The 22,038-nt window shown below is 61.9% G+C and carries 23 protein-coding genes and 1 tRNA gene; 7 read left to right on the forward strand and 17 right to left on the reverse strand.

The features are described 5' to 3' along the window. Positions 1–82: 82 nt before the first annotated feature. From FJ548_RS07020 to moaA, 9 genes are all read right to left on the reverse strand, one after another. Positions 83–907, reverse strand: coding sequence for an ABC transporter permease (locus FJ548_RS07020; protein WP_140777496.1), 825 nt, complete (start codon positions 905–907; stop codon positions 83–85). Beyond that, complete coding sequence (locus FJ548_RS07025; protein WP_140777497.1) at positions 904–1,620, reverse strand: ABC transporter permease; 717 nt, start codon at positions 1,618–1,620, stop codon at positions 904–906. Before FJ548_RS07025 ends, FJ548_RS07020 begins: the two co-directional genes overlap by 4 nt. A 78-nt stretch (positions 1,621–1,698) precedes the next feature. Further along, entirely contained in the window at positions 1,699–2,484 is a 786-nt protein-coding gene (locus FJ548_RS07030; RefSeq protein ID WP_140606937.1) for an ABC transporter substrate-binding protein, read from the reverse strand. A gap of 146 nt (positions 2,485–2,630) precedes the next feature. Next, on the reverse strand, positions 2,631–3,152 hold the full coding sequence (gene mobB / locus FJ548_RS07035; protein ID WP_140777498.1) for a molybdopterin-guanine dinucleotide biosynthesis protein B: 522 nt from the start codon (positions 3,150–3,152) through the stop codon (positions 2,631–2,633). Beyond that, positions 3,149–3,781 carry a molybdenum cofactor guanylyltransferase MobA gene (gene mobA, locus FJ548_RS07040; RefSeq protein ID WP_140777499.1) on the reverse strand — a complete coding sequence of 211 codons (633 nt, stop codon included), beginning with the start codon at positions 3,779–3,781 and terminating at the stop codon, positions 3,149–3,151. The genes mobB and mobA overlap by 4 nt, the downstream gene beginning before the upstream one ends. A gap of 50 nt (positions 3,782–3,831) precedes the next feature. Further along, positions 3,832–4,752 (reverse strand): DMT family transporter, encoded by a 921-nt coding sequence (locus FJ548_RS07045; RefSeq protein WP_140777500.1) that lies wholly within the window; start codon positions 4,750–4,752, stop codon positions 3,832–3,834. 173 nt (positions 4,753–4,925) lie between these two features. Next, positions 4,926–5,288, reverse strand: coding sequence for a hypothetical protein (locus FJ548_RS07050; protein WP_140606933.1), 363 nt, complete (start codon positions 5,286–5,288; stop codon positions 4,926–4,928). Between the two features lie 187 nt (positions 5,289–5,475). After that, entirely contained in the window at positions 5,476–5,892 is a 417-nt protein-coding gene (locus tag FJ548_RS07055; protein WP_246678574.1) for a hypothetical protein, read from the reverse strand. A gap of 57 nt (positions 5,893–5,949) precedes the next feature. Then, positions 5,950–6,945, reverse strand: coding sequence for a GTP 3',8-cyclase MoaA (gene moaA / locus FJ548_RS07060; RefSeq protein WP_140777501.1), 996 nt, complete (start codon positions 6,943–6,945; stop codon positions 5,950–5,952). 191 nt (positions 6,946–7,136) lie between these two features. Here moaA and FJ548_RS07065 point away from each other — a divergent pair, with 191 nt between their 5' ends. Further along, on the forward strand, positions 7,137–7,490 hold the full coding sequence (locus tag FJ548_RS07065) for a DUF971 domain-containing protein (RefSeq protein ID WP_140760244.1): 354 nt from the start codon (positions 7,137–7,139) through the stop codon (positions 7,488–7,490). A 94-nt stretch (positions 7,491–7,584) separates the two neighbouring features. Further along, positions 7,585–8,196 (forward strand): pyridoxamine 5'-phosphate oxidase family protein, encoded by a 612-nt coding sequence (locus tag FJ548_RS07070; protein WP_140760247.1) that lies wholly within the window; start codon positions 7,585–7,587, stop codon positions 8,194–8,196. 23 nt (positions 8,197–8,219) lie between these two features. Here FJ548_RS07070 and FJ548_RS07075 read toward each other — a convergent pair whose 3' ends face one another. After that, on the reverse strand, positions 8,220–8,672 hold the full coding sequence (locus FJ548_RS07075) for a MarR family transcriptional regulator (RefSeq protein WP_140760249.1): 453 nt from the start codon (positions 8,670–8,672) through the stop codon (positions 8,220–8,222). Positions 8,673–8,719: 47 nt separating this feature from the next. Between FJ548_RS07075 and FJ548_RS07080 the strand changes: the two genes are divergently transcribed. Then, a complete protein-coding gene (locus FJ548_RS07080) occupies positions 8,720–9,625 on the forward strand; it encodes an alpha/beta hydrolase (RefSeq protein ID WP_140777502.1) in 906 nt (301 codons plus the stop codon). An 11-nt stretch (positions 9,626–9,636) separates the two neighbouring features. Here the strand turns inward: FJ548_RS07080 and FJ548_RS07085 are convergent, their stop codons facing one another. Beyond that, entirely contained in the window at positions 9,637–10,032 is a 396-nt protein-coding gene (locus tag FJ548_RS07085; RefSeq protein WP_140777503.1) for a rhodanese-like domain-containing protein, read from the reverse strand. A gap of 351 nt (positions 10,033–10,383) precedes the next feature. On the opposite strand from FJ548_RS07085, the gene FJ548_RS07090 reads away from it, so the two are divergent. After that, positions 10,384–12,267: a murein L,D-transpeptidase gene (locus FJ548_RS07090; RefSeq protein ID WP_140777504.1), complete on the forward strand. Its 1,884-nt coding sequence runs from the start codon at positions 10,384–10,386 to the stop codon at positions 12,265–12,267. Between the two features lie 240 nt (positions 12,268–12,507). On the opposite strand, the gene FJ548_RS07095 is transcribed toward FJ548_RS07090, so the two are convergent. The 3 genes from FJ548_RS07095 to FJ548_RS07105 form a co-directional block, all read right to left on the reverse strand. Beyond that, complete coding sequence (locus FJ548_RS07095) at positions 12,508–12,765, reverse strand: PepSY domain-containing protein (protein WP_140606924.1); 258 nt, start codon at positions 12,763–12,765, stop codon at positions 12,508–12,510. A gap of 148 nt (positions 12,766–12,913) precedes the next feature. Further along, positions 12,914–12,988, reverse strand: a tRNA-Val gene (locus tag FJ548_RS07100). 138 nt (positions 12,989–13,126) lie between these two features. Beyond that, entirely contained in the window at positions 13,127–13,810 is a 684-nt protein-coding gene (locus FJ548_RS07105; RefSeq protein ID WP_140777505.1) for a phosphoglycolate phosphatase, read from the reverse strand. A gap of 250 nt (positions 13,811–14,060) precedes the next feature. On the opposite strand from FJ548_RS07105, the gene rpiA reads away from it, so the two are divergent. From rpiA to gor, 3 genes are all read left to right on the forward strand, one after another. Beyond that, complete coding sequence (rpiA, locus tag FJ548_RS07110) at positions 14,061–14,792, forward strand: ribose-5-phosphate isomerase RpiA (protein ID WP_140777506.1); 732 nt, start codon at positions 14,061–14,063, stop codon at positions 14,790–14,792. Continuing rightward, the gene (locus FJ548_RS07115) at positions 14,779–15,402 is read left to right on the forward strand and encodes a DUF2059 domain-containing protein (RefSeq protein ID WP_140777507.1); all 624 of its coding nucleotides are present in this window, start codon (positions 14,779–14,781) and stop codon (positions 15,400–15,402) included. Before rpiA ends, FJ548_RS07115 begins: the two co-directional genes overlap by 14 nt. Positions 15,403–15,522: 120 nt before the next feature. Then, complete coding sequence (gene gor / locus FJ548_RS07120) at positions 15,523–16,911, forward strand: glutathione-disulfide reductase (protein WP_140698457.1); 1,389 nt, start codon at positions 15,523–15,525, stop codon at positions 16,909–16,911. 201 nt (positions 16,912–17,112) lie between these two features. Here the strand turns inward: gor and mgtE are convergent, their stop codons facing one another. From mgtE to FJ548_RS07135, 3 genes are all read right to left on the reverse strand, one after another. Then, positions 17,113–18,477 carry a magnesium transporter gene (mgtE, locus tag FJ548_RS07125; RefSeq protein ID WP_140777508.1) on the reverse strand — a complete coding sequence of 455 codons (1,365 nt, stop codon included), beginning with the start codon at positions 18,475–18,477 and terminating at the stop codon, positions 17,113–17,115. A 272-nt stretch (positions 18,478–18,749) separates the two neighbouring features. Continuing rightward, the gene (locus FJ548_RS07130) at positions 18,750–20,642 is read right to left on the reverse strand and encodes an ABC transporter ATP-binding protein/permease (RefSeq protein ID WP_181168729.1); all 1,893 of its coding nucleotides are present in this window, start codon (positions 20,640–20,642) and stop codon (positions 18,750–18,752) included. 704 nt (positions 20,643–21,346) lie between these two features. Then, positions 21,347–22,027, reverse strand: a complete 681-nt coding sequence (locus FJ548_RS07135; protein WP_140777510.1) for a DsbA family protein — start codon at positions 22,025–22,027, stop codon at positions 21,347–21,349. Positions 22,028–22,038 lie beyond the last annotated feature (11 nt).

Consider the following 22,038-nt stretch of genomic DNA (forward strand, 5'->3'; position numbering starts at 1 on the left):
GGCGAATTCGTCAAGGCGCGCGCCACCGCATCGACTGGTGCAGACTGATGACAGATCGCTTAAACGCGTGGCGTCGCACGCATCAGCGGTGTAGGTGGACCGTGATCCGCCGTTCGATCCATTCGACCCCGTGGCGCAGGATCTCGACCATCACCAGATAGACGATGGCGACCCAGACATAGGCCTGGAAGTCGAAGGATTTGGCGTAGGCGAGCTTCGCGTTGCCCATCAGGTCGTAGACTGTGATGATGGCGACGATGGCCGAGGCCTTGATCATCAGAACCAGTTCATTGCCGTAGGGTCGCAACGCCACGATGATCGCCTGTGGCAGGATGACCTTGCGCAATGTCTGCAGCTTGTGCAGACCAAGCGAGGCGGCGCCCTCCCACTGGCCCCTGGGCACGCTTTCGATGGCACCGCGCAGGATTTCGGCCTGGTAGGCGGCGGTGTTGAGCGCGAAGGCAAACACACCGCAGTTGAAGGCGTCGCGGAAGAACCACCACAGTCCGACGGATTCGAGCTGCACCCGGAAAGAGCCCACGCCGTAATAGACCAGATAGACCTGTACGAGCAGCGGCGTGCCGCGGAAGAAATAGACGTAACAGTAGGCGATGCCGGACAGGATCCGGTTCTTCGACATGCGGCCATAGGTGAGGGGCAATGAAAGGATCGCGCCGACCACCATCGAAATCGACACGAGCGCCAGCGTGGTTCCCAGCCCTTGCAGATAGGCCGGCGCATACCTGGCGAAGAATTCGCCGTTCCAGGAATAGAAAAGATACGCAACGATACCGAGGCCGAAGAGAATCCACAGGCCGACAAGCGCATATCCCACGATGCGGGTGCGCGGCCAGCCGCGAGCCGGCGGTGGAGGCCGTTCGACCGCGATCGCTTCCGTGATGCTCATCGCGTCTCCCTCCGCCCCAGCGAGCGCAAGATAAACCCGGTGGCGATCGACGACAGGATCGCCAGGACGAGGAAGACCAGCGCGGCGAAGCTATAGAAGAGGAACGAATGCTTGGTGACGCGCGCCGCCACGCCGGCGTTGCGCAAGGTCTCGGCGAGGTTGACCACAGAAACCAGGGCGGTGTCCTTGAGCAGGCTCAGCCAGCAATTCTCGAGACCGGGGAAGGCGATGCGCAGCAACTGGGGCAAGATCACCTTGCGCATGGTCAGCCACTTCGACAGCCCGATCGCATAGCCACCCTCATACTGGCCCTTTGGAATGGCGCGAAAGGCCGAAAGGAATACCTCGCTGGCATAGGACGAAAAGATCAACGAAAGCACGATCATGCCGGCGACGAAGCTGTCCACATCGATCGTCGCCTCGGGCTTGAAGAAGCGGATGATGTATTGCAGCAAGATGGGCATGCCGAAGAAGAACAGGAACAGCGTCACCAATTCCGGCAGGCCGCGAAACACGGTGGTGTATATGTTGGCCGCCAGCCGCAGCGACGGTTCTTCGGACTGCTTGGCCCAGGCGACGAAAAAGCCGATCGTCAGGCCGATCGGCAGTGTTGCAAGGGCGAGCGCGATGGTGACCATCGCGCCATAGGCAATATCGTCACTCCAGCCATCGGGGCCCCAACTGAGAAGTGTCCAAATGCTTTGGGCCGGCATTTACGGGTCTTGTCTCCGTGGCGATCCCGGGATGAGTGAAAGGCGGCGAGAAATTCCTCACCGCCCTCAGCGCAATTATCAGGACTCGGCGCCGTAGACGTCGAACTTGAAATACTTGTCGTTGATTTCCTTGTATTTTCCATTGGCGCGGATGGCGTCGATGGCGGCATTGAGCTTGTTGACCAGGTCGGTCTCGCCCTTGCGTACAGCAATGCCGGCGCCCGGTCCAAAAATCTCGACAGGTTGCGGCTTCGGTTGACCGAGGATCTTGCAGCAGGCGCCGTCAGGCGAATCCAGCCATTGCTGCAGGACCACGATGTCGTCCTCGATGGCGTCAAGGCGTCCATTGGCGAGATCGGCCTGCTCCTCGGGGCTGCTCGGATAGCCCTTGACGGTGCTGTCGGTGTAGGTCTTCGAGGCATAGTTGAAGTGCGTGGTCGTGGTGGCGACGCCGATCGTCTTGCCGGCGAGGTCTTCCTTGGTCACGCCTTTCAACGTGCTGTCCTTCGGCACTGCGAGCGCCGATGGCGTGTTGTAGTATTTGTGCGAGAAGTCGACCTTCTGCTGGCGCTCCGGGGTGATCGACATCGAGGCGACGATGGCATCGAACTTGCCGGCCTGAAGCGCCGGGATGATACCGTCCCAATCCTGGGCGACGAAGGTGCACTTGACCTTCATTTCATCGCAAAGCGCTTTGGCGATGTCGATGTCGAAGCCGACGAGTTGGCCATCAGCGGTGAGATTGTTGAATGGAGGGTAGGCGCCTTCGGTGCCGATCCTCAGGGTCTTTTCCTGGGCCTGGGCTACGCCGAGCGTCAGCAGCGCAGCCGATGCGGCGAGCGCGATACGCAGTGCAATACGCATGATAGTCCTCTCTTTATGGTCCCGGCCGTCGTTCCGAAACGGCTCTGTGGGGCGGTGCTTTTGACCGCCCGCTGAAGCGATACTCCCATTCTTTCCAAGAAAAAAGCAACTGCAAAACCACCCAAATCGGTCATGAGGTTCTGCCGTTACGTTACATCTGAAGCAACGAGACCGGTCGTGCGTTCGATGAAGTCGACTATCGATTTTACGTCATCGAGGTCGAATACCGGCAGGCTCTTGTCCGCAACGACGAAATCCGCGGCGACCGCGATAACATTGGGATCACCCGCCGAAAGCGGCGTCCGGTCCTTCGCTTCCAGTCGCCTAGTTTCGATCTTGCAGTGGGATTCGCGCTTGTAGCCTTCGACCAGCACGATGTCGCATGGGGCAAGCCGTGCCAGAATATCGGTCAAGGAAGGTTCATTCTCGCCACGCAATTCGTGCATCAGCGCCCAGCGATTGCCGGACACGATCGCCACCTCGGTGGCGCCGGCCTGCCGATGGCGGAAGCTGTCCGCGCCGGGCTTGTCGATGTCGAAATCATGATGGGCATGCTTGACCGTCGAGACCTTCCAGCCGCGCCGCACAAGCTCGGCGACCAGCTTTTCGGTCAGTGTGGTCTTGCCGGAGTTTTTCCAGCCGGTGATGCCGAAGACGCGTCTGTTCATGACATCATGTTCTGCAACAGACGCACGGCATGGGCAAGGTCGTCCGGTACATTGATGTTGAAGAAAGGGTCGAGCGGCTGGCCGGCGGATTGGAGGACCGGAAAGGCCACCTCGACATGGCCGTGCCGCTCGACAAAAGCCGAAACCCGCCGGTTGTCCTCATCGACCAGGAAATGCCGCAAGGCGTCGCGGCATCCGGTCGGCCACAGCGCGAAGGTCGGGTGTCGCCGGCCGGCCGAAGAGGCGACGGCGATCTTCCCGGGATACTTACCGGCTGCCGCGGCCAGGCGATCGACGAGATCGAGCGGCAGGAAAGGTGTATCGCCGGCAGCGGTGACGATCGCCTTGCAGGGCGTGCTGGCAACCGCCCATTCAAGGCCAGCGAGGATTCCGGCAAGCGGTCCGGCAAAGCCTTCGACCGTGTCGGCAAGCACCGGCAGTCCGAACCGGGCAAAGCGCGCCGGGTCGCCATTGGCGCTCAGCACCAGGCTTTCCATCTGCGGACCAAAGCGCGACAGGACATGATCAAGCACGCGGCCACTGCCAAGCGGCAACAGGCTCTTGTCGCCGCCTCCCATCCGCCTCGATTGGCCGCCAGCCAGAATGATCCCCGCGACATCTCGCTTCATGCCACCCAGCCTGTACGCCAGCCGCCGGAAATCGCAAGCAACTTCGAGGGCTAGATTCCATCCGGCGCCATGGCCGGTCCCGTGCTTTCAGCGACGATCCTTCGCCGGCCGACCACCCGCTCACGATAAAGCGCATAGAGGCCCGAGCCGACGACGATTGTAGCGCCGGCGGTCATCGGCATGTCCGGTATGTCGCCGAAGACGATCATGCCCAGCAGGATGGACCAGAGGAGCGCCGTATAGCGGAATGGCGCGATGAAGGAGATTTCGCCCGAACGCATCGCCATGATGATGAATTGATAGCCGATGAGCACAAGTACGGCCGCCAGCGCCAGCAGCGCCGTGCTTTTGCCGGTCATCGGCGTCCACCCGCCCATCGGCGACAGCAGCACCGCGCCGACGACGGTCATTGCGAGTGCGGTGGCGGTCGAGACCAGCATCGTCGGCACGGTTTGAGGAATGCGCTTGGTGGCGAGATCGCGCACGGTGCAGCATGCGACGCTGGCCAGCGCCACAAGGGAATAGACGCTGAAGCCATCGAAACCCGGCCGCACGATGACCAGCACGCCGGCAAACCCCGTGGCGATCGCCAGCCAGCGTCGCCAGCCGACCGCTTCGCCGAAGAATAGCGCGGCACCCATCGTCACCGCCAGCGGCAGCGCCTGAAGAACGGCCGAAACGCTGCCGATCGGCAGATGGGCGAGCGCCACGAGAAACGACACGGTGGCGCCCGCTTCGCCAAGCACGCGGATTGCCACCAGCGGCTGCAGCATCAGACGCGGCTGCGAAAGCGCGCCCCGTTGCCAGGCCAGCAGGCCGACGAAAAGCGAGGCGAATGCGCCTCTGATCAGCATGACCTGCGCCATGTTCATCGATTGCGAAGAATATTTGGTGATGGCGTCGCTGAGCGTGAAGCCAACCATCGCCACCATCATGAACAACGCGCCGCGAAGATTTGGAGAAAGAGGCAAGACATCTACCGGTTGCTTTGGCAGCAGCCTGTAACAGTTCGCCAGGAAAGAGCAACGGCAAAGGACTGTACCAGGACAGGGGCATCCACGATCGCCGGCATGGAATCATATTCTGGATTGGCCGTGGTCGGGAGGCGGCTTCGCCTCCCGCAAGCTGTCCGGCCACGACGATGCTATTTCTTCGGCGTCAGCACCTCGGTGCCGTTACCTTCCTTACCGGCGATCGTCCACAGGCCATGCAGCGAGCCATCCTCCTCGACCTTGTAGACGACGAGGCCGATATCCTTGTCCATGACATAGCCGGCGGAGAATGCATTGTCGTTGCGCATGCAGATGCCGTCGGAAGAAGAACCGCCGGTCTCCCAATGGATGGTGCAGGTGGTCCCGCTGGTGAGCGTGATGGTGGCTTCGCCGCCATAGGACGAGCCGTCGAAATTGGTGCCGGCGACGGTGTAGGTCCCACCGATCGACTGGGCAGCCGCCGGCAGGGCGGCGAGGCCGAGCATTGCGAACGAAACAAGAATTTGGCGTCTCATGTAATCCCCCAAGAGCGATAACCGCTACAAGAGCGACGCTAGGCGGGAAAACACCGCTGGTAAATCAGACGGACATTCGCGAACAAAAATTTGTTTGCGGTGTGGCTAAAATGCTCTTGGTCTCGGCAGCGTTCATGGCCCTTGAGACTGCTGGCAATGGCACCGACTATCGGGTCATATTTCGAGTTCAGGGCCGGTGGATAGTCGATCCAGACTGTGCGGATGACCCATCGCGGCCGAACAGCCGCCGCTCATAAAAGATCTTACCATCCTTCCGGCCCGACAGCACCGCCCAGTCCTTGCCGGTCTTGCTGTAGGCGATTGTGTAGCTTTGCTTCTTGCTGGCTTTCTCGGCCGCAATGAAACCCTTCGGCGTGTCATTGTCGATGTTGAGAATGCCGGAGCACGTCAAGCTGGCGCCGTCCGCGCTCAGCCATACCTGCCCGTCGCCATTTTCCGGCTCGGGCTGACGATCGGTGAATATGTCGTCGGGAAAGGTGCAGACCGTGCCGAAGCGCTCGTTCACATAGGTGAAGGGGGCGGCAGTTGCGCTGCCTACTGTAATTGCCGCGAAACCCGCCATAATTGAGGAAAGCCGCCGCATGCATTGCCCCAAAGCCGATGACCGAAAGGCGATCCTTGCACAAATCGGCGGCTAGGGTCAGCCGCCCGTCACGCTCATATGCCGTGACACCGATGGGCGGCTGGTGCGGCGGTCGATGATGAAATCATGGCCTTTCGGCTTGCGTCCGATGGCTTCGTCTATTGCGTCGGCGACAAGTTCATTGCCCTCGGATGCGCGCAACGACGCGCGCAGGTCGGCCGCGTCTTCCTGGCCGAGGCACATATAGAGCGTGCCCGTGCAGGTCAGTCTGACACGGTTGCAGCTTTCGCAGAAATTATGGGTCATCGGCGTGATGAAGCCGAGTTTTCCGCCGGTCTCGGCGACTTGGACGTAGCGGGCGGGGCCGCCGGTCTTGAAGGGAATATCGGTCAGCGTGAATTCGCGCTCCAGCGAAGCGCGCAGCAGCGACAGCGGCAGGTACTGGTCGGTGCGGTCGGCGTCGATCTCGCCCATCGGCATGGTCTCGATGACGGTCAGGTCCATGCCACGGCCATGCGCCCAGCGCATCATGTCAGGCAGTTCGGCGTCGTTGAAATCCTTCAGCGCAACGGCGTTGAGCTTGACTTTCAGCCCGGCCGCCTGAGCGGCGTCGATCCCCTCCATGACCTTGCCGAGATGACCCCAGCGGGTGATCTGGTGGAACTTGTCGGCGTCGAGCGTGTCGAGCGAGACGTTGATGCGCTTGACGCCGCAATCGGCAAGCTCAGCGGCGAAGCGCGACAGTTGCGAGCCGTTGGTAGTCAGCGTCAGTTCTTCCAGCGCGCCGCTGTCAAGATGACGCGACAGCTGACGCACCAGATGCATGATGTTCTTGCGCACCAGCGGCTCGCCGCCAGTGAGGCGCAGCCTTTTGACGCCCTTTTCGATGAACACAGTGCAGAGCCGGTCCAGCTCTTCCAGCGACAGCAGGTCCTTCTTTGGCAGGAAGGCCATGTCCTCGGCCATGCAATAGGTGCAACGAAAATCGCAGCGGTCGGTGACCGACACTCTGAGATAACTGATCGTGCGACCGAAGGGGTCGATCATGTCCATGTTCGAACGTTCCGTGGCCGTTACCGCCGTCGTTATATATGGCTATGTGATACGATCCAACCCGCCATTCAAGATAGCCGGCCTTGATCTTTGGTAACATTCCCCGACCGACATCGCGCGTCGGCACCCTCCAAGCCTTTTCACACGGCACGAAGCAGCGTAGGGAAGGGGCAATTCAAGCAGGACCGATCATGACGGCGCCAAAAGAACTGAGAGTCTCCAAGGACCGCAAGCTGCTCACCGTGACGTTTCCCGGCCATCAACCGTTCGAACTGCCGGCGGAACTCCTGCGTGTGGCATCGCCATCGGCGGAGGTGCAGGGCCATTCACCGGATCAGCGCGTGACGGTCCCCGGCAAGCGCAATGTGGCCATCCTGAAGATCGAGCCGGTCGGCAACTATGCGGTGCGCATCACTTTCGACGATTTCCATGACACAGGCATCTTCACCTGGAACTACCTGCACACGCTCGGGCACGAGAAGGACGAGCGCTGGAGTGCTTACCTTGCCGAACTTGCGGAAAAGGGCTTGAGCCGGGACCGCTGATCTGCGCGCCGGAGATTCAACTTCGGCGACCGGCTGTCGTCAAATCGTCATGGACGTGGCGTAGCGCCGGCAAAGGTTCGCGGGAGGGAAGAAGATGTCGGTCATCACGTCGGTCGAGCAGTTGGAGGCGCTCTACGGACTGCCCGGCGAAGCCTCGCTGGTCAAGGAACTCGACCATGTCATCCCGGAATACGCCGCCTTCATCAACGCCTCGCCATTCGTTGCCCTCTCGACCAGTGGGCCGGAGGGGCTGGACTGCTCGCCACGCGGCGATCTCGCCGGCTTCGTGCGTATCGTTGATACGAAAACGCTGATGATGCCGGACCGGCGCGGCAACAACCGTGCGGATTCGCTGAGGAACATCATTAGGGATCAGCGCGTCGGCCTGCTGTTCCTGGTGCCGGGCTCCGGTACGACGCTGCGCATCAACGGCCGGGCGCATATCACCACCGACGCAGCACTTTGCGCGTCATTCACCGTCGACGGCAAGCCGGCGCGCTCGGTGACCGTCATCGATGTCGATGCGGTCTACTTCCAGTGCGCCCGCGCCATCGTGCGGTCGGAATTGTGGAACCCGGCCAGGCATGTCGACCCGAAGTCGCTGCCGACGCCCGGACAGATCCTGGAAATCACCAGCCGCAGGAATATCGACGGCGAAACCTATGACAAGGAGTGGCCGGAGCGGGCGAAAAAATCGATGTGGTAAGTGGATGCGTGGCCAAGAGATGGTCAGGCTTCCTTCAGCACCTCGGTTATCTTGCGCATCTGCTCGCCGATCATGTCGCATTGTTCCGGCGTCGACTGGCTCATCGCCTTTTCGATCAGCGCCATATGCACTTTCAGCGCCTGCATCAGCAGCGCTTCGCCGGCTTCGGTCAGGGCTAGGCGCAGGATGCGCTTGTCCTTCTCATCGCCCTCGCGGCGTAGCAAGCCACGTGTCTCCAGTTGCGGCAACAGCATTGTGATGTTGGAGCGGCCGACGAGCAGCTTGCGGGCAAGGTCGTGCTGCGACATGCCGGGATGGCGGTAAAGGTTCATCAGCACGTCGAGCTGCGCCGGCTTCAGGTCGAGCGGCGCGAGTTTCGCCGCCAGCGTGCGCTCCAGCACATGACAGGCGCGCGCCACCGCGACCCAGTTGCGAAAACGCGGGTTGTCCCAGGGTAGCTCTTGTCTATTGTTCATCTTTGAACTATTATGTTCATGCTTGAACGTATGGATGGATTCTCACTATGGCATCATTCGGGCTGAAGGTCATCCGAGGTGTGTTTGGTGCGGCCGAACATATCGCGCCGCGTATCACCGGGCGCGCGGCTTTCGAACTGTTCTGCCGTACGCCAAGCACCAGGGCGCTCACCGACGGCGAGCGCCGCGCCATCGACCGGGCTGCCGGGTTCATGACGCAAGCGCGCCATCATCGGCTGAAGACCGCGACCGGTTGCGTGATGGTGCATGAATTCCGGCCGGAGCCGGGCAGGGCTGCCGCCGGCACGGTGCTTGTCGTCCACGGCTGGCGATCGCGCACCGAATATATGCGTGCATTGATCGAGGGCTATCGCGCGGCCGGCTACAGGGTGGTTTCGCTTGACCTGCCTGGCCACGGCCAGTCGCAGGGCCGCAGACTGAACATGGTCAACGCGGTGGACGCGGTGCGGGTCGCCGGCGAGTGGTTTGGCCCCTTTGCCGCGGCGGTCGGTCATTCCTTCGGCGGTGCCATCGCCGCCAATGCCATTGCCGGGTCCGTCAAGAACATCCAGCCGCTGGCGGCCGGACGTCTTGTGCTGATCGCGGCACCAAGCTCCTTGCCGGCGATCTTCGCCGACTTCAGCCGCATGCTCAATGTCGGCCCCCGCTCGCAGGTTGCCATGGCGGACCGTGTCGAAAACCTTTCCGGCCGGCCCCTGCATGAATTCACCGGTGACCGCCAGCTCGCCCAGGCGCCCGTGCCGACCCTGGTCATCCACGCGCCTGACGACCGCGAGGTGCCTGCCGAGCATGCAAGACGTTATGCCGGTGCCGGCGGCCATGTGCGGCTCCAGTGGGTCGAAGGGCTCGGCCATCGCCGCATTCTTGCGGATAAGGACGTGGTTGAACACGCCGTCGCCTTCGTGGCCCAGGGGCCGTCGCGGCTCCACTGAGCAGCCTCGGATTATTTCTTCTTTTCGCCAGGCTCCACAGGCAGTCCAGCCGCCTTCCAGGCGGTGTAACCGCCTAGAATATGCTTGACCGGCGTGAGCCCCATGTCCTGCGCGGTCTTGGTGGCCAGTGCGGAGCGCCAGCCGCCGGCGCAGAAAAAGACGAAGCTTTTCCCCGACGCGAAGAACGGCTTGTGGTAGGGACTTTCCGGATCGATCCAGAATTCCAGCATGCCACGGGTGACATGCTTGGCGCCAGGGATCCTGCCGTCGCGTTCGATCTCGCGAGGGTCGCGCAGGTCGACGAAGATGGTGCCTTCGTCCTCGAGCAATCCTGCCGCCTCCTCCGGCGAAACCACTTCGATCTCGGCGTTCGCCTCATCGAGCAGTTCGCGATACCCTTTTTTCACGGTCGTCCCTCTCTTGCTGGCAGGTTCGAATTTCGAGCACAACAGCCAGCGTTTGTCACGCGGCGTTGGTTGCCAGCCATCGCCTTCCACGCGGCCATCGCCCCGGCCTCGGCCGCCAGCAGGGCGGTGCACGAAGTGTGAAGGCGCCTGGATCCCGCGGCTGGAGCGGAAACACCTCCGCTCCGGCCGTCACGACGTTGTGAAACCGTTCTGCAACAACCCCGCCGAAATTTATGAAAGCTTAACGAAATCGGTATGAATCGGTATAGTCGCGCCTTACATCCGCCATGCGGTGAGCGAGACGGTTTAGCGTGCGGAACGGGAACCGGTTGCGGCCGGAGCGGGTGATTCATGAAAGTCCTTGGTAACAAAGCAACCGTGTTGTCGCTGATGGCGATGACGGCGACGCTTGCTTTCGGCGCGCCTCAGGCAGGCGCGCAAGGGCTCTTCGAGATGCTGTTCGGCGGCGGCATAAAGCACCAGCCGCAGGTCGAGTTTCCGCCGCCGCCGAAGCACAAGCCGAAAGCGCCGGGGGGCGGCGGCGATGGCGGGGTAAAAATCAGCAGCCCGTCCTACTACACATACAGGGCCGACAAGCTGGTGCGCGTCGACTTCTCGAAACTGTCCCCAGCGCCGCAGCCCGCGATGCCGCAGGATGCCGCGTTCGTTTCATCCACCACGGAGGCCGCTTTTCACGATGCCGTTGCCGGTCTCGGCGACTACGAACTCTATGCCGAACCCGACGTCGCCAAGGCGCTGATCGCGTACTATTCGGCCAACCCGGACTTCATCTGGGTGAGTGGAACCGGCCCCAACAACCGCGCCCAGGATGCGGTGCGGGTGCTCGGCGAGGCTGCAAGCTACGGCCTCACGCCCGCCGACTATACTGTCGACGTGCCTGCCGCGAGTTCGTCCTCTGCGGATGACGCGGCCAAGTTGAAGGAACTCCTCCGCTTCGAGATGGCGCTGTCGGCGCGCGTATTGCGCTACGCGCATGACGCCCAGAGCGGCCGTGTCGAACCCAACCGGATGACCGGCTACTATGATTTCCCGGCCAAGCCGCTCGACATGGTCGGCGTGCTGAAGACGCTGGCGCATACGCAGGAAGTTCGCACGTACCTGGAATCGCGGCATCCGCAGAATGCCGAATATCAGGCGCTACGTGTCGAACTGGAGTCCCTGCAGGCAAGTGAGGAAAACGAGATCGTCGTCGATCCAAAGCTGCTGCTGAAGCCGGGCGAAACCAGCCCCGAGCTGCCGAAGCTGCTGTCGCTGATCGCGCGCAATCTCGATGACGAGATGGGCGGCACCTATGGAGAGCTGCTGTCGCGACTGGCGACCAGCGAGGTCTACGTTCCCGAACTGGTGCCGCTGATCAAGGCGGTGCAGCAGAAGAAGGGCATGAAGGGCGACGGCGTTATCGGTCCGCGTACCGTCGCGTTGCTGGCGGGCACGTCGAAGGCCGACAGATTGCTCAAGGTGCAGGTGGCGCTGGAAGAACTGCGCTGGCTGCCGTCCGATCTCGGCAGCCCGCGCGTCTTCATCAACCAGCCAGCGTTCACCGCCAGCTACATCGACAATGGCGAAGAGGAGCTGAAGACACGTGCCGTCGTCGGCCGGGTCACCAACCAGACGGCATTCTTCTACGACCAGATCAAGCAGGTCGACTTCCATCCCTATTGGGGTGTGCCGCAGTCGATCATCGTCAACGAAATGCTGCCCAGGTTGCGCAGCGATCCCGGCTACCTCGACCGCGCCGGCTATGAGGTGACCGATGCGCGCGGCAAGCACATTCCGTCCTCGGCGGTCGACTGGGGCGCTTATGGCGCGAACATTCCCTACAATGTGCGCCAGCAGCCGAGCGAGGCCAACGCGCTGGGTGAACTGAAGATCCTGTTCCCCAACAAGCATGCGATCTACATGCACGACACGCCGCAGAAATCGTTCTTCAAGCAGGATATGCGCGCCCTCAGCCATGGCTGCGTGCGCCTGCAGGATCCGCGCGGCATGGCGGCGGCGGTGCTTGGCACCTCGGTCGACTATATCGCCGAGAAGCTGAAGCACGGGCACTCGACCGAGGATGTGACGCGCAAGATTCCGGTCTATGTCGCCTACTTCACCGCCTGGCCCGACATGTCCGGCAAGGTCGAGTATTTCAACGATGTCTACGACCGCGATTCCCGGCTGAAGCAGGCCCTGGACGCGACCGAGGCGGTGCGCTCGCCCTCGAGCTGATCAAAGCGTATTGCGCTTTGAGTCCTTGTTTTGTGCATGTCGTCCCAAAACCGCTGCGCACTTTTGAGCGGCATGCACTATCGCTCCGACCGCAGGCCCCGGAAGCCGGCGTCTGGGCCGGCGGAAAGGCCGGCATCATATTCCAAGGATGGACATTTCGCGGCGCGTCCGGGCACACCTACCATGGGCGCCCCGAAAACCGGGCATATTCATCCAATCCGAGGATATCTGCAGGCGGCCCTATTTGGGCTCGGCCGTCACCGGATCGTAGGTGATTTCGACCTTGGCCTTGTCCGAGGTGTAATAGGTGACGGTGTAGGCGCCACTGTCCCAGTCGACTTCCTTCACGTACCGAAACCCATCGCGCTGCTCGACCTTGGCGATGATCTCCGACAGTTTCTTGGCATTGGCTGGCGGCAGCGGCTTTTCATCCGCGGCCAGAGCCGGAGCGGCAGCGAGAAGGACGGCGACGCTGGTCGCCAGAAGAAATCTGGACATGGTTTTCCCTCAAGTTTCGACGGAAGGAAACTCGCTGGGGTTGTGGTTGGTTCCAGACGGATGCGGTACGCGCCTGGCTATGGCCGCGCAGGCTGCAATTTGTCTCGCTTCGGCGCGAAGATAGAGCCGGATAACCATTTGGGAAAAATGGTGGGCGATGCAGGGATTGAACCTGCGACCCCACCCGTGTGAAGGGTGTGCTCTCCCGCTGAGCTAATCGCCCGCTCGTTGCCCGAAGGCCAAGCGAGCCGCGATATAAGGGAGGGCAGCCGGTTAAGTCAAGGCGGTGTCTGGCGTTCTCACAGGGATCGGTTTTTTCGCTCTTTCGGGTCAGTCCTGGTGAGTGCCGAGACCTATCCGTTCAGTGCCCTGCGGCAGCGATCAGCCTTTGCGACAGATCGAGCGTCAGCGCGTCGAAATGCGAGATTACCGCCGAGGGTTCGAATTCGCGCACATGACGGTCGGTGTAGCCGAAATCGACGGCGACGACGGGAATGCCGGCGGCCTTGGCGGTGTCGATATCGGTTTGCGAATCGCCGACCATCAGGGCGCGGTGTGGATCGCCGCCCGCCAGCCGAATGGTTTCGGTCAGATGGCGCGGGTCGGGTTTGCGGAACGCGAACGTATCCTGTCCGGCGATTGCCGCGAAATGTCTGGTCAAGCCGAGCGCCTCGATCAATGCACGCGAATTGGCTTCGTATTTGTTGGTGCAGATGGCCAGCAGATAGCCTGCGTTCTCGAAGCGTGCGATCGCATCGATGACACCGGGGTAGGGACGGGATTTGCCGGGAATGTTGTCGGTGTAGTGATCAAGGAACAGTTTCAGGAGCCGGTCATGCTCCGCGACATCAAGCGATCGCCGCTGCGCGGCGTGTGCCCGCTCTATCATGACGCGGCCGCCATGGCCGACAAAGCGCCTGAAGCCGGCTTCATCGACGGCCGCGAGTTCGCTGGCGGCCAGGCTGTGGTTGAGGCTGTCGAGCAGGTCCGGCGCCGTGTCAATCAGCGTTCCGTCGAGATCGAACACGATGATCGGGCGACTCATGATCCATCCTGCGCAGGGTTGTACATCGGCAGGCGATAGCGGCTGCGACGCGTCAAGGCAAGCAGACCGGTGGACAGCCGCCAAGGGCTTTGACCGCGCCTGCAAAAATGCTAGGAGCCCAAAACACCAAAGCGCGTGGCGTCGAACGTGCCATGCGGCGCGCTTTGGTTCTTTGTTTTATGCATGTCGCTTTCCCAAAACCGAGATCACTTTTGGGCGGCATGCATCAGGTTCCGGGGCAGCAAAGCGCATGGATGCGAGGCAATTGAAGGTCGAGGCCGCGCGGGCGGCCCTTGCCCATGTCACGGACGGCATGCGGCTCGGCATTGGCACCGGCACCACAGCCGAGGAGTTCGTTCGGCTGCTTGCCGACAAGGTCGCCACCGGAATGGCGATAACAGGTGTACCGACTTCGGAGCGCGCCGCTTTGCTGTGCCGCGAGCTTGGCGTGCCATTGTCGACGCTCGAGGAGACGCCCGAGCTCGATCTCACCGTCGACGGCGCCGACGAGGTCGACCCGGAACTGACCTTGATCAAGGGCGGTGGCGGCGCGCTGTTGCGTGAGAAAATCGTGGCCGCGGCCTCGCGGCGCATGATCGTGATTGCCGACCGATCGAAAATGGTCGAGACGCTCGGCCGGTTTCCCCTGCCTATCGAAGTCAACCAGTTCGGCCTGCGCGCCACCGAGATCGCGGTGGCCGCCACGGCTGGAAATCTGGGCCTTTCCGGTCCGGTTACATTGAGGATGACGGGAGGCCAGCCTTTTGTTACAGACGGCGGCCATTTTATCCTCGATGCATCTTTTGGCCGCATTCCGGATACAAGAGCGCTTTCGAATGCTCTCCACGCCATTCCGGGCGTGGTCGAGCATGGTCTTTTCATCGGGCTGGCGTCAGCGGCCATCATCGCCGGCGGCGACGGCATCCAAACCGTCCATGCCGCCCGAAAACCAGGGAGTTCTACCGACCATGATGTTGCATAACCGGGTTCGCGGCCTTTGCGCCGTTCTGGCGGCTTCGGCCGTCTTGGCCTTCTCCTCACCGGCGTTTTCGCAGGATGTCACGGAATCGCACCTGAAGGCTGCCCGGGCAGCAGTCGCGGCGATCCATGCGACCGACTCCTTCGACAACATCCTGCCGCAAGCGGCGGCCGCCCTCGAATCGCAGCTCATCCAGAAGAATCCGGATATGCAGGAACTGATCGGCAAGACGGTCAACGAGAAGGCGATGGCACTCGCCTCGCGCCGCGCCGACCTCGAGAAGGAAGCGGCTCTTGCCTATGCGAAGGTGTTTTCCGAAAAGGAACTCAATGATATCGCGGCCTTCTACAGTTCCGAGTCCGGCAAGAAGCTGCTCGACAGCGGCCCGACCGTGACGCGTGATTTGGTCAAGGCTGCCGACATCTGGCAAAACGGCCTCGCCCGCGATCTCGCCCAGCAGGTCGGCGAGACCCTGGCAGCGGCTGCCAAGGCCAAGGCACCAGCCGCGCCCGCGCCTGCAGATGGAGCCGCACCTGCCGACAATGCAGCCCCGGCAGATGGTGCGGCACCCGCCGACGGTTCGGCTGCTCCTGCCGACGACACGCAGAACTGACCTTGCGTTTTCAAATGCGGCCTCCGCCGCCGTCTGTGAAGCCCGGCTTGCCCGGGCTTTTCTTTTGGCCGTTTGCGGCCTACCTGTCACTGACGTTTTCCGACGTTCAAGGAGCCGTCTATGGCCGGTTATGACTACGATCTCTTCGTTATCGGCGGCGGCTCGGGCGGGGTGCGGGCGGCGCGCGTCGCCGCGGCACTTGGCAAGCGCGTCGGCATCGCCGAGGAATACCGTTTCGGCGGCACCTGTGTCATTCGCGGCTGTGTGCCGAAGAAACTCTATGTCTATGCTTCGCAATTCCCGGAGCATTTTGCCGACGCGGCCGGCTATGGCTGGACAGTGCCGGAAGCCAGTTTCGACTGGCAGACGCTGGTCGCCAACAAGGATCGCGAGATCGGCCGGCTGGAAGCGATCTACAAGAAGAATGTGCAAGGCGCCGGCGGCGAGCCCTTCCATTCACGGGCCATGATCGTCGATCCGCACGTGGTGCATCTTCTGGGCGAGGACCGCACCGTCACCGCCGACCAGATTCTGATCGCCACGGGCGGCCGCCCGGCGGCGCATCCGGCGCTGCCCGGCCACGAGCACTGCATCTTCTCCAACGAGGCTTTCGACCTCACGGCGTTGCCAAAGGCGATCATGATCGAAGGCGGCGGTTATATCGCGGTCGAGTTCGCCAACATCTTCCACGGCCTCGGCGTCGACACCACGCTGGTCTATCGCGGCAAGGAGATTCTCAGCCGCTTCGACATGGACCTGCGGCGCATGCTGCACGAGACGATGGAAAAAAAGGGGATAAGGATACTGTGCCATTCGGTGACAGAGTGGGTGCGCAAGCGGCCGGACGGCCGGCTCGACGCTCTTCTCACCAGCGGCAAGGTGCTAACGGTCGACCAGGTCATGCTGGCCATCGGGCGCGTCCCCAACACCGAGAATATGGGCCTGGAAGGCATTGGCCTCGAGATGACCGCGGTCGGTGCGATCAAGGTTGATGACTATTCCCGCACCAATATCGACAACATCTGGGCGATCGGCGATGTCACCAACCGCGTGCAACTGACCCCGGTGGCGATCCACGAGGCGATGTGCTTCGTCGAGACGGCATTCAAGGACAACCCGACCGCGCCCGACCACGACACGATCGCCACGGCCGTCTTCTCGCAACCGGAAATCGGTACTGTGGGCCTGTCGGAAGACGAAGCCGTCAAGCGTTTCGCCGAGATCGAGATCTATCGCGCCAGCTTCCGGCCGATGCGCCATACGCTGTCGGGCCGTGACGAGAAGATGCTGATCAAGCTGGTGGTCGATGGCGCCTCGCGCAAAGTGCTCGGCGCCCACATATTGGGGCCGGATGCGGGAGAGATGGCGCAACTGCTCGGCATTCCGCTGAAGGCAGGACTGACCAAGGATGATTTCGACCGGACCATGGCGGTACACCCGACCGCCGCGGAAGAACTCGTCACCATGTACAAGCCGACATACCGCGTGAAAGACGGCCAGCGCGTCTGATCTTTCTTCTGCCGCCAGCGCTTGCCGTCAGAGGGAAGCAACCAGCACCGCTTGCTCGTGACTTTGGCGGCCGCATCCATCTGGTCGTCGACCAGGCGTCGAGGAGGAGCGCATTGTCGGCGCGCCTCCTTTTCGCTCGACGGAGCGAAGCTCTCTTCAGCCGCGCCGCCAGCCTTGCCGGCGGCGGAGACAGTTGTCGTGCTACAGCAGCGTGCCGCGCAAGATGACCAGCGCCACCGAGAAATAGATCACCAGCCCGGTGACATCGACCAGCGTGGCGACGAACGGGGCCGATGCGCTGGCGGGGTCGAAGCCGATCCTCTTCAGGGCGAACGGCAGCATCGACCCAGACAGGGAGCCAAAGGTGACGATACCGACCAGTGCCGCCCCGACCGTCGCTGCAATCAGCGGCCAATGCGGGCCGTAATCGTAAAAACCCATATACTGCCAGAGTGCGATACGGCAGATGCCGACCACCCCCAGCATCGAGCCGAGCACCAGTCCGGTCGGCAGTTCGCGCAAGGCGACGCGCCACCAGTCGCGCAGCCCGATCTCACGCAGCGCCAGCGCGCGGATGACCAGCGAGGTCGCCTGCGAGCCGGAATTGCCGCCGGAGCTCATGATCAGCGGAATGAACAGCGTCAGCACGATCGCCTTTTCCAGCTCTCCCTCATAGCTTTGCATGGCGTTGGCCGTCAGCATCTCGCTGATGAACAAGGCGCAGAGCCAGCCGCCGCGCTTCTGGATCATGGCGAGGAAGCTCATCTTCATGTAGGGCTCGTCAAGTGCTTCCATGCCGCCGAAGCGATGCACGTCCTCCGTCGTCTCTTCGATCATCGTGTCGATGATGTCGTCGATCGTGACGATGCCGAGGATCTTGCCATGATCGACGACGGGGACCGCGAGCAAATCGTATTTCGAGATCGTCTGCGCCAGATTTTCACGATCGGTCAGCGGGGTGACCGTCACCGGCACGCGGTCCGGCGCCACGGACATGATGGAGTCGTCCGGCTCACCGGTGATGAGCCGGCGCAAACCGGTCGACCGCACCAGGAGATGCGTTTCCGGATCGACGATGTAGATCGCGTAGACGGTCTCGCGCGTCCGCTCGACCTTGCGGATGTAATCGAGCGTGCGCCCAACGGTCCAATCCGAGGGAACGCTGACGAATTCGGTCGTCATGATCGATGCGGCGCTGCCTTCGGGATAGCCCAGAATGGAAAGAAGGGTCGCGCGCAGGGGCGGAGCCAGCGCACCGAGCAGCTCGGATCGAGCCGGTTCGTCGAGCTCGCGCAGGATGTCGGCAGCCCGGTCGACCGACATGGCGGTGAGCAGCTTGCTTGCCTTGGGGCGGGGCAAGGCCTCCACGAGTTCGGGCGCGCCTTCGAGCTCAGGCTGATCGAATATTTCGACCAGCCGCTCGAAAGGCACGGCGCAAAGCAGATCCGTCGCCGTTTCGCGCGGTTCATGGTTGAGCGCCTCGACGACGTCGGCGACGTGGTCGTTTGCAAGGATGCGGGCGATGGCGACGGCCTCGTCGTCCGCTACGGGAGAAAAATCGTTCATGGCTCACTCCTTGCCGTCCGGCAGGACATGAACCATTCAGGTCACGTCTGGGCGGACGGCGGTTGCGTTCGACTAATACTGTCGCCAGGCATGGCGCGGTGACCTTTCCGCTTGCGGGTTCGGATTTGACTATCAGCAAGCCGGCGCAACATAGGAGCGCGCCTTGCCGAGTCAATCGCGGTGAGGAAGGAAAACGGTGCCTGATGGCCCCCCATCGCGAGACTGTGATCGCCGACTGCCGTATTGTCCGGCAAGTCGCGGTGAACTCATCGTTATTTCTGCTTGAGCCGGCGCGAGAAGCGCAGCCATTTGTCCTCGACCGGCTGTGGCTGAACCAGAATTGTGGTGAGTTCGACCGGCAGCGCCGGAGTCAGAGGCTTCTTGGTGGCGACGCCGTCTGCGATCAAGACCATGCTGTGGTAGAACTCGGTGCCGGCGACAGATCTCGGCGCCACGGCTTCGTGCATGACGCTGATCACGGTCACGTCGGGGCAATTGTCCTTGATAGCCTGGTGGAAGGCAATCTTGCCATCCGGGTCGAGCGCACCGGTCGCTTCATCGAGGAACAGCAGTCCTGGCTGTTGCAGTATGATGCGGGCCACCACCAGTTTCTGCTTCTGGCCGCCCGATAGCACCTGATCCCAGCTTTTGCCCTCACGGCTTTCATTGGCCATATGCTCGATGAAGTCGCCAAGGCCAGCCTTGTGCAGCGCCGCGGCCACTTGCGCATCGCCATGATCGTGTTCGGAGCCAGGTAGGCAAACGAGCTGTTTCAGCGAGACCTGCTGCAGCTTGACCTCCTGGGCGGCATAGAAGCTCTTCACCCCTTCGGGGAAGACGATGGTGCCGCGACCATAGGGCCACAGACCATTGATCGCCTTGATCAGCGAGGTCTTGCCGCAACCGGATTCGCCTTTCAGGAACGTCCACTCGCCGCGACGGAAGCGCAGGTTGGCAGCACTGAGGAACGGGGTCGCGTCCTCACCCTGATGCGCCAGTTCGAGTTTCTGGATGGTCAGGCCGAAGACCGGATTCTGGGAGGCATAGTGGAAGTCGCAACGGCCGCTCTGGCTGTAGAACTCCTGCGGGTACTGAACATTCTCGATCGCATTGGCGAGTTCCGTCACACGTTGGCTGTTGGCGCGCAGCGTGGCTATGGCCGGCATGACATGGATGAACCACGAGCATTGGCCGATCAGCGAATTGACCAGTTCGGAGCCGGTTATGTAGCCCTTGAGATCAAGACCATTGTGGATGAATGGTACGAGGCCGGGCCCATAGGCAACGATGCGGGCGCCGATGAAATTGTAGATCAGCTCGAACGACATATAGACGGTGTTGACGACGTTCAGCCGCGACCAGGTCCCGTCGATATCGACATAAAGCCGGCGATGCATGGTCTTCTGCACGCCTTCGCCATGGGAAGCCGCGACGTGGAAACTGCGGCGCAGGAAGGTGGTCAGTTCGCCGCGGTAGCTGCCCTCGGCCTGCTGCATCCGGACATTGAGGCGCTCGAGCAGGCCGCCGAGCTTGACCGCGATCCATGTGTTCAGCGGCACATAGGTGGCGACCGCCAGGAAGGCCAGGACGGCGCTGCCATAACTGCCTAGGAACCCCAGCCCCTTCACCTCGACGGAAGTTTCGAGCAGCTTCTGGCCGACGAAATAGAGTGAGGTCGCGACACCGAGCACGCCCATGGCGAGGCCGATGGCGCCGCCTGTCATGTCCTTGATCGATTCCTGGATGCGCTGGTCAATGTTGTCGGGAGCGGGCGTGCTGCCGCCTGGCGAAGCATGCTGGGCATGGAAATGGGTGTGGTTGCCATCCAGCAGGGCCTCGTTGAAGCGGCTGTCGAGCCAACCGCGCCATTTGCGGTGCAGCGTGACCGAGACAAGATTGCGGATCCCGGTAAAGCCGGCATCCTTGAGCACAACCAGCAAGGCAAGAATGCCGGCATTGATCAAGAGCGTCCGCAGCGGCGTGGTGTTTGCGGCATCGTGGAAGAAGGCGATCGAGTTGACCAGTTCACCGGAGGCTTCGGCGAACCATACACCCGCCTTGCTGGAGAGAGCCGTGAGCAGCGCTATCACCAGCGTCAGCGTCCAGGCTTCCTTCCACCGGTCCGAAATCCAGTAGGCTCGCATGAGCCCCCAGAAACTGCGCATCGAGGATACCGGCGTCAAATGCGACTGCCCCGTGGCGTCGCTGCGTAGTCCATCCGGTACTGACTCTTGCGATCGTCTTCCGATCCGAATCACGATCCCGCCCAAACCTTTTTTGTTTTGTTACGGATGGTAACACCAATTGATCATTTTCTATTAATTTTTGTAGAGGGGCAGCGGGATTGAAGTTCCGGGCGTATCTGCAATGCAACAGCGCCGCCCTTCCAAATGTGGCGCCGAAGCTGACAAAAAGGCTGTTTAATATAATGATATCAGTTAGTTGGGAAATTACAGGACAGGGCGCGCCTACTTTCCCTTGGGGAAGGCATTCACACGAATTCGTGACTCATTTGCTTGCCCGACCAGCCGATTTTTCATTGCGGGCCCACCAGAATTTCCGAAACAGCCGTCCTTAATGGCTGGTTCCTTGCCGGCATCATCCTTGCCGGCAGCCGAGAAATGGCGCGCGACCGTGTTGGCGGAGCGCCATGCTTGTGGATCACCTCACCGCGCCTTGAACCACATGCCTGACCATGGCGCCGGAATCGAGGATGTTGAAGTTACCGCCATTGGGCCGGAAATCCGTCGCCGAACGGGTAGATGCCGACGACTCGCCAAGTCGCCAACGCGCCGTGCGAGGCATTGCCTGCTGTCCGATCCCTATGGGCCGTCCTTTGCTTGAGGGTGACAACCTGGCCCGGAGGGCGTCAGCCGACTGCGTCCAACTCGCCGCGCGCCTTGGCCGCCGCGACCTGGCGAATGGCATCAGCCAGGGTGTCGACGTCCTGTGCGCCCATAACGGCATATTTGCCTTCGAGCAGGAAACAGGGCACGCCCGTTATGCCCATGCGCGAGGCTGTGGCGATCTCGGTGCGCACAGCTTCGACATCGGCGTCGGTCGGCAAGAGTGTAGCCACCACGGACGCGTCCATGCCGGCTTCGCGGGCGGCTTCGATCAACACGGCATGGTCGCCGATGTTGACGCCTTCCTCGAAATTCAACTGGAAGAGGCGACGCACCAGCCTGTTCTGTACCGCTTCGCCGGCAGCGCCAGCCCAGCGGATCAGGCGGTGCGCATCCAGTGTGTTTGGCGCCACCTTGATGGCATCGAAAGCAAAGGAAATGCCTTCTGCTTCGCCGAGCGGTTCGATACGGCCATGAATCTCGCGAATGCGCTCATCGCTGCCGAACTTGGCCAGCATATACTCCCGGCGATCCTTGCCTTGCGGCGGAATGGTCGGATCGAGCTGGAATGGCCGCCAGCGTATATGCACGTCCACATCGCCAGCCGCGGCGACCGCCCTGTCCAGCCGCTTCTGGCCGATGAAGCACCAGGGGCAGACGACGTCGGAGACCACATCGACGGTTATGGCGTTCGCTTGGCTCATCTCGATCTCCG

Source organism: Mesorhizobium sp. B2-4-17 (genome assembly GCF_006441275.1).
In the GTDB taxonomy this organism is placed as follows: domain Bacteria; phylum Pseudomonadota; class Alphaproteobacteria; order Rhizobiales; family Rhizobiaceae; genus Mesorhizobium.